Raw genomic sequence first — 16,030 nt, 5'->3', positions numbered from 1 at the left:
CGCCCGCCCGGCTCCGAGGGGCGCGCCGCCCCGCGCCGTCGGTCGGCGGCGGAGGGCGGCGCGCGATGCCTTCGGATGCACCCTCTCCGCTACCGCACGCTCCCCTGGACGACGGGGAGTTCGAGGACTCCGGTGTCGCCGGGCGCGCTGGTGACCGTCACCGGCTTGACGCCGCGGTTGCCGTGGTACGCGCCGTCGCTGGCCGCGAGGGTGAAGCGCAGCCGGTGCCCCGGGGCGTAGCGGTGGACGATGCCCGGCAGCTGGACGGTGAACTTCCGGGTGACGTCCGGTACCCGCACCGGCGCCACCAGGCGGTGCACCAGCGTCTGCGAGCCGTCCGGTGCGACGTCGTAGAGCTTGGCGAAGAGCACCAGCCGGTCGGCGGCGTCGGAGCTGCCCTGCGTCCGCTCGGTCCGGGGCGAGACGACCTTCAGCGTCGCCCGGGGGATGCCCGCGACGTCCAGCGGACCGCCGGTGACCGGCTCGGACGTCCAGTCCAGGGCGGTGCCCCGGGTGTCGTACGGCGCGCGGTCGGGCAGGCCCAGCACCCCGGCGAGGGAGTTCTCCGAATGGCTGGTGGGCACCAGCCAGTTGCGGTACTCGCGGCTGCCGCGGACCACCTTCGCGCGGCTGTCGACGAGCGTGCCGTCGCCCGAAAGGTAGAGCGTGCGCGCACCGCCCGTCGGGAAAGCGTCCGCGGTGCCGTACGTGTCGCCGTCGGCGGCCCAGTCGCGGTAGTAGGCGAACGCCGGGCCGGTGTCCGTACCGGTGCGGTGGTTCAGGTAGCGGTCGAACCACGCCAGGATGCGGCGGCCGACGTAGCTGGTCTCCAGGTTGCCCTTGCCCAGGTCGAGTTCGCCGGGCGCGGGCTTGTCCATGCCGCCGCTGTGGCCCCAGGACTGCCAGATCATCTTGGCGTCGGTGCCCTGGCCCTTCAGCGTCCGGTAGGTGGCGGTCGCCTCGTTGAGGTTGAAGAGGGTGTCGGCCTCCCCCTGGACGAGCAGGGTCGGCGCCTTGACCGACTTCAGGTACGAGACCGGGGAGACGCTGCGCGCGTACGTCAGCATCTCCGCGGTGCGGTCGGCGGGGTAACGGCCGGAGTCCAGCAGCCGCTTGGTGCGGCAGGCGTCGGCGACGAAGTGCAGACAGCCCGCGCCGCCGAGCCGGGACGGGTCCAAGCTCGGGTTGAGCAGCCCCTGCGCCTCGCCTATCAGGAAGAACCCGCTGGTCCACTCCTTCTTGTATGCGCCGGGAACCGGGCCGGTCACCCCGTCGGTGCGGCCCGCGTTGTTGGGGTCGAGGGAGTACGCGAGGTCGTTCCAGGTGATGAGGGGGACGAGCGCGTCGACGCGGTGGTCGACGGCGGCGGTGGCCATCTGGATCGCGCCGCCGTAGGAGCCGCCGATCATGCCGACGCGCGGGTCCGGGGCGGCGCCCTTCGCGGTGCGGTCCTTGGTGACGTAGTCGACGCGGGTGCCGTCGTCGGCGGTGCGGGACCCGGCGAGGAAGTCGATGAGCTGACTCGCCGCCTTGCCGTCGGTCTTCGGGTCGTCCAGCGAGATCGGGCAGCCGGACTTGCCGAAGCCCAGCCCGGAGTAGGCAAGGGCGACATAGCCGCGGGACGCGAACGCCTTGGCCGTCGCGGCGGTCGAGCCGTCGGACTTGCTCCCGCCGAAGCCGTTGGTGGTCAGCACCGCGGGCGCCGGATGCGCCGCGTCGACGCCCGCCGGGCGGTAGAGGTCGGCGTCCACGGTGCAGTCGCGGTCGCCCGCGCGGACGGTGAGCTTGAGCGCGGTGGCGGTGTACGGGTCGGCGGACGCGGCGGTGGCCGGGGCGGCGAGGGCGAGCGGGGCGGTAAGCGCCGTGGCGGTCAGCACGGTCAGGGCGGTGCGGAGCGCGGGGCGGGTGGTGCGGCGGTGCGCGGGGCGGAAGACGCTGGGCACGGGGACCTCCACATGGACATGCCGTACCAACCAGTCGGTAACGGCGCGCTCATGCTCGGTGATCCCCAACTGGCGTGTCAACGGCGGGAACAGAGAAAACCTGGGCGTGCGCGAGGCGCCCCGCGCCCGCCCCTGCGCAGCGTCCCGCCGGGTGGGCCGGGCCGCTCCCCCGTGCAGGGCGGCCCGGTCGCCGGATTCAGTGCCGTAGGGCGAGCGGCGTCAGATCCGGGCGCTCCACGCCGAACGCATGGGCGTAGAGGGCGAGTTCACACTCCAGGGCGCTGATCATGGTGTCGGCGCGGCGGAAGCCGTGGCCCTCCCCCTCGAAGGCGAGGTAGGCGTGCGGGATGCCGCGCCCGGCGACCTCGGCGAGGAAGCGGTCGCACTGCGCGGGCGGACAGATGACGTCGTCGAGGCCCTGGAGCAGCAGGAACGGTGCCCGGATGTGGTCGGCGCGGTGCAGCGGCGAGCGCTCGCGGTAGCGGTCGGGGACCTCCGCGAGGGGTCCGACGAGGGATTCCAGGTACTGCGATTCGAAGTCGTGCGTCTCGCCGGTCGCCCAGCCCGCGAGGTCCAGGATCGGGTAGCTGATGGTGCCGCACGCGTACAGGTCGGTGGAGGTGAGGGACGCGGCGGTGGTCCAGCCCCCGGCGCTGCCGCCGCGGATGGCGAGCCGGGCGCGGTCGGCGGTGCCCTCGTCGGCCAGCGCCTCGGCGACGGCCGCGCAGTCCTCGACGTCGACCACGCCCCACCGGCCGCGCAGCCGTTCACGGTAGGCGCGGCCGTAGCCCGTGGAGCCGCCGTAGTTGACCTCGGCGACGCCGATGCCGCGGGAGGTGAAGTAGGCGATCTCCAGGTCGAGGACGAGCGGGGAGTGGCCGGTGGGACCGCCGTGGGCCCAGACGACGTACGGCGGCAACTCCCCATCGGGCGCCGTGTGGTCCGGGTTGTGCGGCGGATAGAGATGGGCGTGGACGTCGCGTCCGCCGGGGCCGGTGAAGGTGCGGGCCTCGGGCCGCGGGTAGTAGGCCGGGTCGACGGCGTCGGTGTGGTGGTGGGCGAGGACGCGGGCGCGGCCGGTGCAGGTGTCCAGTTCGACGATCTCGTATCCGGTGTGCGGCCCGGCGGCGACGCCGATGACGCGGCTGCCGTGGACGGCGAGGGTCGATGCCCACTCGGTCCAGGGTCCGGCGGTGTCGACGAGGTCGCCGCTGACCGGGTCGAGGATGCCGAGTGTGGTGGTGCCGTGGCCGTGGAGGGTGGCGAGGGTGCCGCTCTCCAGGGGCAGGAACCACCGCGAGCCGACGTTCCACAGCGGGCCGCCGAACTCCTCCCGGCGGGCGGCGCACAGCCGCCGGGGCTCCGCGGCGCGGCCGTCGGCGACCTCGGTGCGGTACAGCTCCCACCAGCCCTCGCGGTCCGAGACGAAGAGCAGGGCGCCGTCCGGGGCCCATTCGATCTGGGCGACGGACTCACCGCGCTGCCCGGGCGCGGGCACGTCGGGCCCGAGGTCGCCGAGTATCGGGCGGACGGCGGTGAACTCCCCGTCGGCGGTGGTGTCCGCGAGCATCACGAGGGTGCCGTCCCAGGGCATCCGGGGATGGTCCCAGGCGAGCCAGGCGGCGTGGCGGCCGTCGGGCGAGAGGCGGGGGCCGGTGACGAAGCGGTGGCGGTCGTCGCCCAGTTCGCGGACGGCGGCGCGGTCGTCGGCGGCGGCGCCGTCGAGGGGGACGGCGGCGACGAGACGGCGGACGTCGGTGGGCCCGTCGCCGGTGAACTCCTCCAGGACGCACCACACCTCGTCGCCGACGAGCACCGGGTCGGCCCAGCGCAGTCCGTCGCCGGCCGGCGAGAGCGGGGTGAGGGGGCGGGGCGCCGCGTCGTGGTCGGGGGCGTAGGCGTAGAGGCGCTGGTCGGCGAAGTCGCTGAAGATGACGAGCGGTCCGCGGTCGGTGACGGTCCCGGCCCAGGGCTGGCCGCCGTACTCGTGGACGCGGCTGCGGACGTTCCACGGCGCGGGGAGCACGGACTCCTCCGTGCCGTCGGCGCGGCGGCGGATGAGCGCCCGGCGGCCGCCCTCGGCGGGGCGCGGCGCGGTCCACCAGACCTCGTCGCCGATCACCCCGACGAAGGCGGGGCGTCCGTCGTGGGCGGCGACGGTCCGGGCGTCCACCGGGGACGTCCAGGCGCCGTAGGGGGCCGTGGTCACCATGCGGGTCTTCCTCCTTGTTCACCGGCGGGGCCGGGGCGTGGGGGGTGCGCGGACGACGGGACCGCCCGGACGCGCGGCCGGTCCCCGGGCGGGGCACCGGCCGCGCGGCGGCGGTCAGGCGCGGAGCAGGAAGTGGTCCAGGACGCGGACGCCGAAGTGCAGGGCGTCGACGGGGACGCGTTCGTCGACGCCGTGGAAGAGCGCCTGGTAGTCGAAGCCCGGCGGGAGCTTGAGCGGGGAGAAGCCGTAGCCGGTGATGCCGAGCCGGGAGAACTGCTTGGCGTCGGTGCCGCCGGACATGCAGTACGGCACGACATGGGCGTCCGGGTCGAAGCGCTCCAGGGCGGCGCGCATGCCCGCGAAGGCCGGTGAGTCGACGGGTGCCTGGAGGGCGACCTCGCCGTGGTCGATCTCCCAGCTGACGTCGGGTCCGGTGAGGCGGTCCAGGGTGGCGCGGAACTCGTCCTCGCCGCCGGGCACGACCCGGCCGTCCACCTGGGCTCCGGCGCTGCCGGGGATGACATTGACCTTGTAACCGGCGTCCAGCATCGTCGGGTTGGCGCTGTTGCGGACGGTCGGCTCGACGAGCGCGGCGGCGGTGCCGAGGCGGGCGAGGAGGGCGTCGACGTCGAAGTCCGGCGCGTCGGGGTCGGCGTCGGTGATGCCGTGCAGGGCGGCGAGTTCGCGCAGGGCGGCGCGGACGGTGGGGGTGAGGCGGACCGGCCAGCGGTGCTCGCCGATGCGGGTGACGGCGGCGGCGAGGCGGGTGACGGCGTTGGCGCGGTTGACCTTCGAACCGTGTCCGGCGCGGCCGTGGGCGGTCAGCTTGAGCCAGGCGGTACCACGTTCACCTGCGGCGACGGGGTAGAGGTGGAGCCCGGTGTCGGTGTGGAAGGAGAAGGCGCCGGATTCGCTGATGCCCTCGGTGCAGCCCTCGAAGAGCGCGGCGTGCCGGTCGGCGAGGAAGCCGGAGCCGTCCTCGGCGCTGGCCTCCTCGTCGGCGGTGAAGGCGAGGACGATGTCGCGGCGGGGGCGGACGCCGTCGCGGGCCCAGCGGCGGACGGTGGCGAGCACCATCGCGTCCATGTTCTTCATGTCGATGGCGCCACGGCCCCAGACGACGCCGTCGCGGACCTCGCCGGAGAAGGGGTGGACGGTCCAGTCGGCGGGCTCGGCGGGGACGACGTCGAGGTGGCCGTGGACGAGGAGGGCGTCGGCCGACGGGTCGGTGCCCTCGATGCGGGCGACGACGTTGGTGCGGCCCTCGGTCCGCTCCAGCAGCGTCGGTTCGAGCCCGGCCTCGGTGAGGGCTTCGGCGACGTACTCGGCGGCCGGGCGTTCCCGGCAGGTGCCGTCGCCGTGGTTGGTGGTGTCGATGCGGATCAGATCCGAGGTGAACCGGACGACCTCGTCGAGGGCCTTGTCGTCGACGGGTCCGTGCTGCTCAGCCATACTGCTCCTCCACTGCGGACGAGGCGAGGGTGGTGACCGCCTTGAAGCAGCGGATCCCTTCGTACATGTCGTCGCTGGTGTAGGCGACGCGGCGCTCCCCGCAGCGTTCGACACCGGGGACGCAGGAGGCGGCGCCGACGAGGTGCTCGGCGTCGAACTCCATCTCCACGCGGAACGGGCCGCCGCGCGCCGGTTCGTGGCGGACCGCCAGGGCGGTGGCGGCGCGGGCGGCGTCGCGGATGTCGGCGGCGGTACGGGCCGGGGGCCGACAGACGGCGGCGTAGCGGGAGACGTAATCCTTGACGGCGACGGTACGGGCCTCGGGGGCGTAGCCGCGGGCGTCCGCGCAGGTGCGGTCGTCGCCGGTGACCAGGACGACGGGGACGCCGTACTCGGCGACGACGAGGGCGTTGAGGTAGCCCTCGCTGGCGCGGGTGCCGTTGACCCAGACGCCGGTGAGGGAGTTGGCGAGGTAGGTGTGGGCGAGGACGCCCTCGGTCCCGGCGCCGGTGTGGTAGCCGATGAAGGCGATGCCGTCGACGTCGCCGTGCTGGACGCCCTCGACCATGCTCAGGGACTTGTGGCGGCCGGTGAGCATCTGGACGCGTTCGTCGAGCTGTTCCAGCAGGAGGTTCCGCATCGACCAGTGCGCCTCGTTGATCAGCACCTCGTCGGCGCCCCCGGCGAAGAACCCGGCGGCCGCGGCGTTGACGTCGGAGGTGAACATATGGCGGCAGCGCTCCCATTGGGGCGTGCCCGGCAGCACGTCGGCGGGCCAGGTGACGCCGGTGGCGCCCTCCATGTCCGCGCTGATGAGGATCTTCATGTGGTTGCGCCCTCTCGCCGGTCGGAACGGTCCGTGCCCGTCGCGGTCCCCGGTGACCGTTCCCCCAAGGGGCACCGCCAGGTCCCGTGTTCGACCGGCCCATCCAAGCATCCTCACCGTCCGGCCTGCGCTTCCCCTCCCCGTTCGGCGGCGGCGAGCCGCGCCGCGGCGCCACCGGCCGTCGCGTGGCGTACCGGTACGACGGGCGCACGGCGTACCGGTACGACCGGTACGACCGGTACGCGGTGTACGGACGCCCGGCGGCCCAGGGGCGATTGTCGGCCACAGGGTGGAACCGGCCCACCGGCCGCAGGTGTGACGGACGGTGCGGTGAACTTCATAGGAACACAGCGGAGTTCATCCGGCGGCACCGCAGGCCGGAGCGTGTCAGCGTGCCGAAGACGCTTCGGGACGGCCGGATCGGCACGGATCACGGCTGCACACTTCACGTATTCTGTGAGAAGTTTCAGAAGGTTCCTTGAGGTTGCCGGGCCGGACTTTGCGTCAAGCTCGCGAAGTATCCGGCGCGCTTCCCGGGATGACCGCCCGAGGCGGGAGCGGCTCGCGGCCGACCGGGACCGGGGAGCCCCGCGGACCCCCTCACCCCATGCGCCCCGCGCCGAGAAAACGCCACGTACCGACGGCACGAGAGAGCTGTCCCCGGTTCGTGCCCTGTCCGAGGAGGAGTGCCCGCTGTGCGAACGGCTCACCCGTCCACACCTCGCGCAGACGGCGGCCGCTCCGGCGGGGTGCGCCCGCCCGCCGACGCGGACGCGCTGCTGCGCGGCGCGATGGAGCGGCACCGCCCGGCCCTGCTGCGCTATGCCGCCCGTCTGACCTCCGGTGACCCCTACCGCGCCGAGGACATCGTGCAGGAGACCTTCCTGCGCGCCTGGCTCGCCGCCGACCGCCTCGACCTCGCCGACGAAGACCTCCGCGCCGCCGAAGCCCCCTACGGATCGGGGCACACGGACGCCGGGCGGCCCCGCCCCCGGCTCGGGTCCTGGCTGTTCACCGTGGCGCACAACCTCGCCGTCGATGCGCACCGCCGGGAGCGGGCCGTTCCGGTGGGCCCGGCGCCCGTCGAGGCGCTGACCCGTCCCGCGGGCCCGGACATGGCCGATGCCGTCGTGGACCGCTGCGTGATCACCCAGGCGCTGTGCCGTCTCTCCCCCGAGCACCGCGACGCCCTCATCCACGTCCATCTGATGGACCGCTCGGGCGCCGAGGCGGCGCGGGCCATGGGCATACCGCGCGGCACCGTCAAGTCCCGTACGCACTACGCTCTGCTCGCAATGCGGCGTGAACTCGCCGCCGCCCCCGCCAGGCCCACCGTCCCGCGCCCCCGGCTGCGGAACACGACCCCGAGGACCGCCACGAACGCGCCGCCCCCGCACCCCGCCGACCGTACGACCGCGACGCCCCTTCCCTCCCCCGCCGAAAGCGCCGCCGCATGAGCCGTTCCGGCGATCCGTTCGCCTTCATCGCCGCCCATCAGAACCTCATCTTCACCATTCTCGGCGTGCTCGGGATGGTCCTGCTGCTCTTCCTGCTGCTGCGGATCCCCGTGCAGCGGGCCGGTGGCTGGAAGGCGTCCAAGGACGCCGTACGCCGCGAGGCCGCCGCCACCGCCCGCGCCTTCGGTGCCCCGCTGCGTGCGCTGCGCGCCCACCGCAAGGCGCTGCGGCTGCTGGTGCGCCATCTGAGGTCCCCGCACACCTGGCGCGATGCCGAGCGTGCCGTGACCGCCGCCCGGCAGGCGGCCGCGCCCGGCTCCGCCGCGGACCGCGCTCCCCGGCCGTACGCGGCGCTGGTCGACGGCGCCACCGTCACCGTGCTGTTCGCCGGTACCGCCACGGACGCGCCCGGCGCCCCGTGGTCCGCGGACCCGGAGGACCCGCGCCGCTGGGCGGTGCGGCGCGAGGACCTGCCCGCCGTCGCGCCGTCCGCGGAGGACGGCCCGCCGCTGCTCGTCGCGGTCGGCGTCGGGGAGGGCCGCTGCGCCTTCCTCGATCTGGCGTCGGGGCCCGCCGTCACGGCGGTGGAGGGCGACGCCCGCACCGCCCCCGCCCTGGTGCGGGCGCTCACCGCGCAGCTCGACGCGCGACTGCCGGAGGGCCTGGTGACCGTCGCCGAGGGCGTCCACCCGCGGCATCCGGGCGCGCCGGTCCGTGAGGCGTACCGCGCCGCCCGGGAGACGGAGCCGCGCCACGGCATCGCACCGGTGCTCGCCGCCGCCGAGCTGCCCGATCCGCTGCCCGACGACTTCGGGCGCAGCCCCGGCGGCCCGCCCCGGCTGCGGTTCGTGGTGCCGGGCCGCCCCCGCGGCCACGCCCGGCGGCTGCTGACAGACCGCCACGGTCAGCTGCTGCTCGCCGGTACCTCGCTGCTGACCTCGGCGAACGCGCTGGGCCGGGCCCTGTCCCGGGTGCTGGCCGACCTGCCGCCGGTGCTGCCGCCGCCGCCCGCCGCGGGCATGGCCGACGGCCACCCGGACGCGCTGTTCGACGAGGACGCGGCCGCGGAGGCGGCGGCCGTCGGCAGCCGCGCCCCGGCGCCCGCCGAGCGGCGCCCGGTGTCCACCGCGAGGAGCGCCGCCACGGCGGAGGAACCGTCGGCTCCGGGCGCCTCCGCCCGGAGCGGCGCCGCCGGTGCGCCCGGCGTCTCCGCGCGCGCCGCCGCGAACGACATCGCGCAGGACGCCGCCGACGGGTTCCCCGGCCAGGCCGCGCCCGTCGACCGGGGGCAGGAAGCGCCCGGCGGCACCGCCCGGCCCGCCGCGCGTTCCTGACCCGACCCGCCGCACCGCGAGCGGCCGCCGCCCGGCGGCCGCTCGCCCCGTACCGCGCCTTTGACGGCACCGATCAGTGGGACCCCCGTGAAACTGACGCTCACCACCTCCGACGCCGGACGCCTGACGGACCATCTGCTCGATGTGCCCGAGCAGGCGACCGTCGCCGACCTGGCCGCCTCCCTGGCCCCGGCGCCGCCGGACACCGGCGATGCTCCCTCGCCGCCCTCGCCGCCCTCGCCGCCCCCGCAGGTCTACCTCGGTGACCGCGCGCTGGACGGTGCGCTGCCGCTGCGCGGCTCCGGGATCCGGGACGGCGCCGTCCTCGGTCTGGGCGCGCCGTGCGCCGTCGATCCCCCTTCGCGGGCGTGGGCCCCGGCGCCGGGCGACCCCGTTCTCGTCGAGGTCCGGCACGTCGGCGGGCCCGGCGCGGGCCGGGTCTGGCGGCTCGGCGCGGGCAGCCACGAGATCGGCACCGCCCGCGGCTGCGCGCTGCGGCTGTCCGGCGGCGGCGCCCCCGACCACGGCGTCTGGCTCACCGTCGGCCCGGACGGCGCGGTGTCGTACCTGCTGCCGGAGGACGCCGACGAGGACAGCTGCGGGCTGCGCAGCCTGACGCCCCCGCCGCCGGTGGACCCCGAGACCGGCACCCCGCTGACGGCGGAGGAACCGGCCGGGACCCGCGACGGCGGCACCGGCGGCCACTCGGTCGCGTCCGGCCCCGACGGGCTGCCCCCGGCCGAGCCGCCGCGGCCCCCGGGCCACCGTCCGCCGCCGGGCGACGGTTCCGCGGAGTGGCCGGCCTTCGCCGATCTCTCCCTGGGGGAGCATCTGCTGCGGCTGACGGCGCCGTTCCAGCCGGACGCGGCGGTGAACCCGTCGACGGACGGTATGGCGGTGGAGTACAACCGTCCGCCGCGGATCGCGCCGCATCTGGACGCCGAGACGATGCGGATGCAGGGCCCGCCGTCGCGCCCCGGGCCGCGCGCCTTCCCGCTGCTGTTCGTGCTGGCGCCGCTGATGATGGGCCTGATCATGATGGGCCTCTTCCGGTCCTTCTACTTCATGATCTTCATCTTCTTCAGCCCGATGATGGCGGTCAGCAACTGGATCATCGGCCGCCGCACCGGCCGCAAGCAGTACGAGGAGTCGCTGCGCGTCTACCGGCTGCGCCGCGCCTCCCTCGAACTGGAGCTGCGCGAGGCCGCCATCGAGGAACGGCATCTGCGCAACACCACCTTCCCCGACCCGGCGACGGTGCTGCTGACCGCCACCGGCCCGTCCGGTTCCCTCTGGGAGCGGCGCCGCCGCGACCCGGACCGGCTCACGGTGCGGCTGGGCACGCTGACCCGCCCGTCGCTGCGGCGCATCGAGGACCAGGCGCGGGACTCCAACCACCGCTCCGTGCACTGGCGGCTCGCCGATGTGCCGTACGGCCTGGAGATGGCCGACCTCGGCGTCGTCGGGCTGGCCGGGCCCGGCGCCCTCACCCGCTCCGTCGCCGCCTGGACGGTCGCGCAGAGCGCGGTGCTGCACAGCCCCCGCGATCTGCGCATCGTGGTCCTCACCAGCGACGAGAACGCCGAAGCCTGGTCGTGGGTGCGGTGGCTGCCGCATCTGGACACCGGCCGCGGCACCAGCGTCGTGGCGATCGGCAACGACCCCGAGAGCACCGCGCACCGCATCAACGAACTCGTCGCCGACATCCAGGCCCGTACCGCCGCCGCGGCCTCCGCGCTCGGCCGCACCCTGCTGGACGAACCGGATGTGCTGGTCATCGCGGACGGGGCGCGGCGGCTGCGGGACGTGCCGGGCATGGTGCAGGTCCTCAAGGCCGGGCCGCCGGTGCACATCTACAGCCTCTGCGTGGACGAGCAGGAGCGGCTGCTGCCGGAGGAGTGCACCTCCGTCATCACCGCGACCGGCAACCACCTCGCCGTGCGCACCACCGGCTCACCCAAGGTCGGCGGCGTCCGCGCGGATCTGGTGGACACCGCCTGGTGCGAGGAGGTCGCCCGGGCGCTCGCCCCGGTCCGTGACGTCACCCTCGACGGCGACTCGGGGCTGCCGGACGGTGTCAAGCTGCTCGGGCTGATCGGCCAGGAGCCGCCGAGCGTCGAGGCGTTGCTGCGGTCGTGGCAGAAGCGTCCGGCGTCGACGACGTTCGTGCTGGGCGCCGGGTACGACGGGCCGCTCCGCCTGGACCTGGTGCGCGACGGGCCGCACGGTCTGGTCGCGGGCACCACCGGCTCCGGCAAGTCCGAACTGCTCCAGACGATGATCGCCTCGCTCGCCGCCGCCAACCGGCCCGACGAGCTGGCGTTCGTCCTCATCGACTACAAGGGCGGCAGCGCGTTCCGCGAATGCGCCGAACTGCCGCACACCCTCGGCATGGTCACCGACCTCGACGGCCACCTCGTGCAGCGGGCGCTGGCCTCGCTCGACGCGGAGCTGCGCCGCCGTGAGCAGCTGCTCGCGGACGTCGAGGCGAAGGACCACGCCGACTACCGCGCCAAGCGGTCCCGCAACCGTGAGCTGCCCGCGCTGCCGCGGCTGCTGATCGTCATCGACGAGTTCGCGACGCTGGTGCGCGAGGTGCCGGACTTCGTCCCGGGCCTCATCAGCCTGGCGCAGCGCGGCCGTTCGCTCGGTCTGCATCTGATCCTCGCCACGCAGCGGCCCGGCGGTTCGGTCTCCACCGACATCAAGGCCAACACCAATCTGCGGATCGCGCTGCGGGTCACCGACAAGAGCGAGAGCCAGGACATCATCGACTCCGGCGACGCGGTGAGCATCTCCTCCGCGACGCCGGGCCGTGCCCTGGTGCGCCGCGGTGACCATGCGCCGACGCCGTTCCAGACCGCCTGGGTGGGCGCCGCCCGCGCCGGTCAGGAGCCCGGGGAGGACGACGCGCCCGCGCAGCCGGGTGCGGTCACCGCCGCGGCCCGCAACGTCCGCGGGGTGGAACTGTCCTGGAACCGGCTGGGCCGTCCGGTGGAGCTGTTCGACGACGAGGAGGCCGAGGAGGCCGCGGCCCCGGAGACCGCGACCGATCTGCTCGCGCTGGTCGAGACGATCCGGAAGGCGACCGCCGCGCTGGAGGACCACAGCGAGCAGGCCAGCCCGTGGCTGCCCGCGCTGCCGGACGACGTCACCCTCGACGATCTGCCCGAGGCCCCGCCGACCCCGCCGGGGCGTCCCGCGGCCGTGCCGTACGCGCTGCTCGACCTGCCGAGCCTCCAGGAGCGCCGGGTCTGCTGCCTGGACTTCTCGTCGTTCGGCCACCTCTACGTCGTGGGCGCGCCGCGCTCGGGCCGTACGCAGGTGCTGCGCACCCTCGCCGGTTCGGCGGCGCGCACGCTGTCCGCCGCCGATCTGCATCTGTACGCGATCGACGCGGCGGGCGGCGGTCTGTCGGCGCTGGAGGCGCTGCCGCACTGCGGTGCGGTGGTCTCCCGGTTCGACACCGAGCGGCTGGCGCGGCTGCTGGGCCGCCTCATCCGTGAGCTGACCACGCGTCAGGAGAAGATGTCGGCGCACGACTGCGCGAGCCTGACGGAGCTGCGCGCCGCCCTCCCGGCCGCCGAACGCCCGGCTCATCTGATGCTGCTGATCGACGGCTGGGACGGTATCTCCCAGATGCTCGACGAGTACGACGGCGGGCGGCTGTTCGAGGAGGTCACGCGGCTGCTGCGGGAGGGCGCCGCGGCCGGTATCCACCTGGTGGCGTCGTCCGAGCGCGGGCTGCTCGGCGGGCGGCTCTCCGCGCACAACGACTTCCGGCTGCTGCTGCGCCAGTCGGACAAGGGCGACTACTACCTCGCGGGGATGTCGCCGAACCGGGTGCCGGGCCACATCCCGCCGGGCCGCGGCTGGCACACCCCCGCGGCCGTCGAGACGCAGATCGCGCTGTTGCCGACCGCCGGTGACGGCGCGGCGGGCCGGGGCAGTGCCGATCAGGCCGATGCGCTGCGGGAGATCGGGCGCCTGGCCACCGAGCGGGACGCCGCGCTGCCCGCGCAGCGCCGTCCGTTCCGGGTGACGGAGATGCCGAAGGTCATCGGCTTCCAGGAGGCGATGGAGCAGGTCCCGGAGACGTCGCGCCGCCCGATGTGGGCGCTGCTGGGCATCGGCGGGGACGAGGTGCGGCCGCTGGGCTTCGACTTCCTCTCCGGCGGCGGCAGCTTCGCGGTCGTCGGCCCGCCCGGGTCGGGCCGCTCCACCGCCCTCGCGGCGATGTCCGTCTCGCTGATCACCGGCGGTACGTCGCTGGTGGTGCTCGCCCCGCGCGAGTCGCCGCTGCGCAAGCTCGCCGACCACGGTCTGGCGCAGGTCATCACGGACACCGACCCGTCGGCGAACACCCTCAACGAGGCGCTGCGCGCCGTCGGCGACAAGCCGGTGGTCGTGGTCGCCGACGACAGCGATCTGCTCTCCAGCTGCGGTGCGGACAAGGTGCTGCGGCAGATCGCCTCGTCGGGCCGGGACCGCAACCAGGGCATCTTGATCGGCGGCCCGTCGGAAGGCATGAGCTCCATGGGCTGGATCGGTATGGTCCGCCGGTCGCGGCGGGGTCTGCTGCTCGGGGCGCGGGCGATCGGGGACGGCGACATCATCGGCGCGCGCATCAGCGCCGAGCACATCCGGACCCGGATGAACGCGGGCCGCGCCTGGACGGCGGGCCCGTCCGGCAGCGTGGTGCCGGTGCAGGTGCCGCTGACGGTCCTGGAGAGCTGACGCACGGCCCCGGTACGCGCACGGGCCCGGCACCCACGGTGGGTGCCGGGCCCGTTCGCGTACGGCCGGTCAGCTCTTGGAGCTGTTGCGGACGCCCGCGGCGATCTGGCTGTCGGAGTCCGTCATCGACTTGACGATGTCGGTGAAGGACTGCGCGAACACCTTGATGTTCGCGGAGGACTCCTTCATCTGCTTGCTGAACGCCTGGTACGCCTCTTCGAGCGCCGGGCTGGACTGCTCGAAGACGAGACCGTCCTTGAGCAGCGCGCTGACCGTGTTCTCCAGATCGCCCAGTTCGTTGGCGATGTCGGTGAACTTGTTCTCCATGGTGTTGGCGACACGCTTGATGTCGTCGTAGTCGAGAAAGACGTCCTGCGCCATGTGTTCCTCCGGGGAATGCGGTCGGGTCGTACGGGGTGCCGCCGGGCGGCGCAGGCGTCAGCCGCTGGAGCGGATCTTGTTCGCCATCTCGTCGTCCATGTCCCGCATCGACTGGACGATCTTCTCGAACTGCTCCGCGAAGTCCTTGATGCTCTGCGTCGCGTCGGTCAGCGACTGCGTGAGCTTCTCGTAGGACTGCTGGAGGGCGGGGCTGGAGTTGTTGAACTTCAGCGTGGAGTTGAGCATCGTGTCGACCTCGTTCTTGGCCTCCGTCATACGGGGCACAAGGGTGTTGTCGGCGCTGTTCTTGAGGAGGTTCGAGACGCGCTCGATCTCCGCGAAGTCGAGGCTGATGTTGGCGGCCAAGATCTCTCCTTGGTTACGGGATGTCGGACGGGGGCTTCGGGTTCCGGGGCGGGGCCCCGGGGGCGGACGGCCGGCGCGCGGGGCGCGGCTCAGCCGTCCTCCTTCTCCTTCCATTCGGCGCCGTCGCCGAAGGGGGAGGAGCGGGTGTAGGTCGCGGTCTCGTCGTCCGTGGTGACGGTCATGGTGCCGCTGCCGTCGTCGTTGATGACGTAGCGGCTGGTGGTCTCCGAGCCGTCCGGACCGGTCGTCACCGTGGTGTAGTCACGGGCGTCGAACGTCTTGCCGTCCTTGAGGGTGATGGGCTGCGGCGCCGTGTCGTACGTCGTCTTGTTGGTGTACTTCTGCTCGTCGGCGCCGGAGCCGATCGTGACGGTGGACTCCTCGGTCATGACGTTGTTGTCGTCGTCGAGGGTCACCTTGACGTGGGTGCTGCCCGAGTCCGTGGTGATGGTCTTCTCGGTGGGCGGTGCGTCGCTGGGCCGCTCGCCCTCGGGGTGGTCACCGGGCTGCGAGGGCACGTCCTTGTCGTTGTTGTACCGGTCGCACCAGCCGGGGGCGCCGTCGGCGGAGCAGACCTCGTTGATGTCGGCCTTGGGATGCTCCTTGAAGTAGTCGGCCGCGCCGATCTCCTTCAGGTAGTCGTTCCACGCCTTGGTGTCCTCGTCCCACTGCTCCCAGGCGGCCTTCTTGTTCTTCCACTCGTCGAGGCCGATGCTGGTGCCCATCACCCCGGCGCTGTCCGCCATCCCCGCGTCGACCTGGAAGTAGTTGTCGGACACCGACTTGAAGATGTCGGCGAGCTTGTTGAGGCCGTCCTTCGCGTCCTTCGCCCGGCTTGCCGAGCGGTGCGAGAAGGCGTACATGGCCGCGCCGAGGTCGCTGAAGCCCATGACGCTCTTGGCGTCGTCGGTCGACTCCGTCAGGGTCTTGAGCGCGCCCTTGGCACCGCCGGAGTCGGCGGTGTCGGCCAGCTGACGCATCCGGGTCTGCACCTGGTTCAGCAGCTCGTAGTCGATGGAGAAGTCGGGCATGGGCACCTCTGGGGCCTGCGGCCGGGCGGCGGGGAAGCAATACCTTGCACTCCTCTCACGCACGGGCGGGCCGGATGGTTCACCCGGAAGCGGAATTACCGCGCGGGACGGTGAACCTCCCGGCCCTGTGGTGCGTGTTATGCGTACGGGCCCTTCTCCGCGCCGGACCCCTCTCCGGCGGACGCGGGGCCCGCACCCGCCCGAGCTGCCCGTACTGCCCGCACCGCACCCCACCCGCACCACCCTGCCGCACCGCCCGCGGCAGCCGTTCAAGGAAGGCCGGTACCGTCG

At 73.8% G+C, this 16,030-nt stretch carries 10 protein-coding genes; 3 read left to right on the top strand and 7 right to left on the bottom strand.

The annotated features are described in order from the left end of the window. Positions 1-89: 89 nt before the first annotated feature. The 4 genes from OG422_RS26045 to OG422_RS26030 form a co-directional block, all read right to left on the bottom strand. Positions 90-1,877 carry a CocE/NonD family hydrolase gene (locus OG422_RS26045; RefSeq protein WP_405747990.1) on the bottom strand — a complete coding sequence of 596 codons (1,788 nt, stop codon included), beginning with the start codon at positions 1,875-1,877 and terminating at the stop codon, positions 90-92. A gap of 262 nt (positions 1,878-2,139) precedes the next feature. Beyond that, entirely contained in the window at positions 2,140-4,155 is a 2,016-nt protein-coding gene (locus OG422_RS26040; RefSeq protein WP_405746184.1) for a S9 family peptidase, read from the bottom strand. Positions 4,156-4,269: 114 nt separating this feature from the next. Continuing rightward, positions 4,270-5,607, bottom strand: coding sequence for a M20/M25/M40 family metallo-hydrolase (locus tag OG422_RS26035; RefSeq protein WP_143940080.1), 1,338 nt, complete (start codon positions 5,605-5,607; stop codon positions 4,270-4,272). After that, a complete protein-coding gene (locus tag OG422_RS26030) occupies positions 5,600-6,433 on the bottom strand; it encodes a M55 family metallopeptidase (protein ID WP_405746180.1) in 834 nt (277 codons plus the stop codon). The genes OG422_RS26035 and OG422_RS26030 overlap by 8 nt, the downstream gene beginning before the upstream one ends. A gap of 695 nt (positions 6,434-7,128) precedes the next feature. Here OG422_RS26030 and OG422_RS26025 point away from each other — a divergent pair. From OG422_RS26025 to OG422_RS26015, 3 genes are all read left to right on the top strand, one after another. Continuing rightward, positions 7,129-7,890, top strand: coding sequence for a sigma-70 family RNA polymerase sigma factor (locus OG422_RS26025; RefSeq protein WP_405746177.1), 762 nt, complete (start codon positions 7,129-7,131; stop codon positions 7,888-7,890). Beyond that, the gene (locus OG422_RS26020) at positions 7,887-9,224 is read left to right on the top strand and encodes a hypothetical protein (RefSeq protein ID WP_405746174.1); all 1,338 of its coding nucleotides are present in this window, start codon (positions 7,887-7,889) and stop codon (positions 9,222-9,224) included. The genes OG422_RS26025 and OG422_RS26020 overlap by 4 nt, the downstream gene beginning before the upstream one ends. Before the next feature lie 87 nt (positions 9,225-9,311). Continuing rightward, a complete protein-coding gene (locus OG422_RS26015) occupies positions 9,312-13,961 on the top strand; it encodes an FtsK/SpoIIIE domain-containing protein (protein ID WP_405746171.1) in 4,650 nt (1,549 codons plus the stop codon). 69 nt (positions 13,962-14,030) lie between these two features. Here the strand turns inward: OG422_RS26015 and OG422_RS26010 are convergent, their stop codons facing one another. From OG422_RS26010 to OG422_RS26000, 3 genes are all read right to left on the bottom strand, one after another. Beyond that, positions 14,031-14,342, bottom strand: coding sequence for a hypothetical protein (locus OG422_RS26010; RefSeq protein WP_143940076.1), 312 nt, complete (start codon positions 14,340-14,342; stop codon positions 14,031-14,033). A gap of 57 nt (positions 14,343-14,399) precedes the next feature. Then, on the bottom strand, positions 14,400-14,708 hold the full coding sequence (locus OG422_RS26005) for a M3 family metallopeptidase (protein ID WP_143940075.1): 309 nt from the start codon (positions 14,706-14,708) through the stop codon (positions 14,400-14,402). Between the two features lie 89 nt (positions 14,709-14,797). Further along, positions 14,798-15,739 (bottom strand): serine/arginine repetitive matrix protein 2, encoded by a 942-nt coding sequence (locus OG422_RS26000; RefSeq protein WP_405746168.1) that lies wholly within the window; start codon positions 15,737-15,739, stop codon positions 14,798-14,800. Between the last annotated feature and the right edge of the window lie 291 nt (positions 15,740-16,030).

The sequence above is a fragment of the Streptomyces sp. NBC_01525 genome (assembly GCF_045040405.1).
GTDB lineage: Bacteria > Actinomycetota > Actinomycetes > Streptomycetales > Streptomycetaceae > Streptomyces > Streptomyces benahoarensis.
The sequence above is the reverse complement of the archived record's forward strand: the minus strand, read 5'-3'. Positions and strand labels throughout refer to the sequence as shown.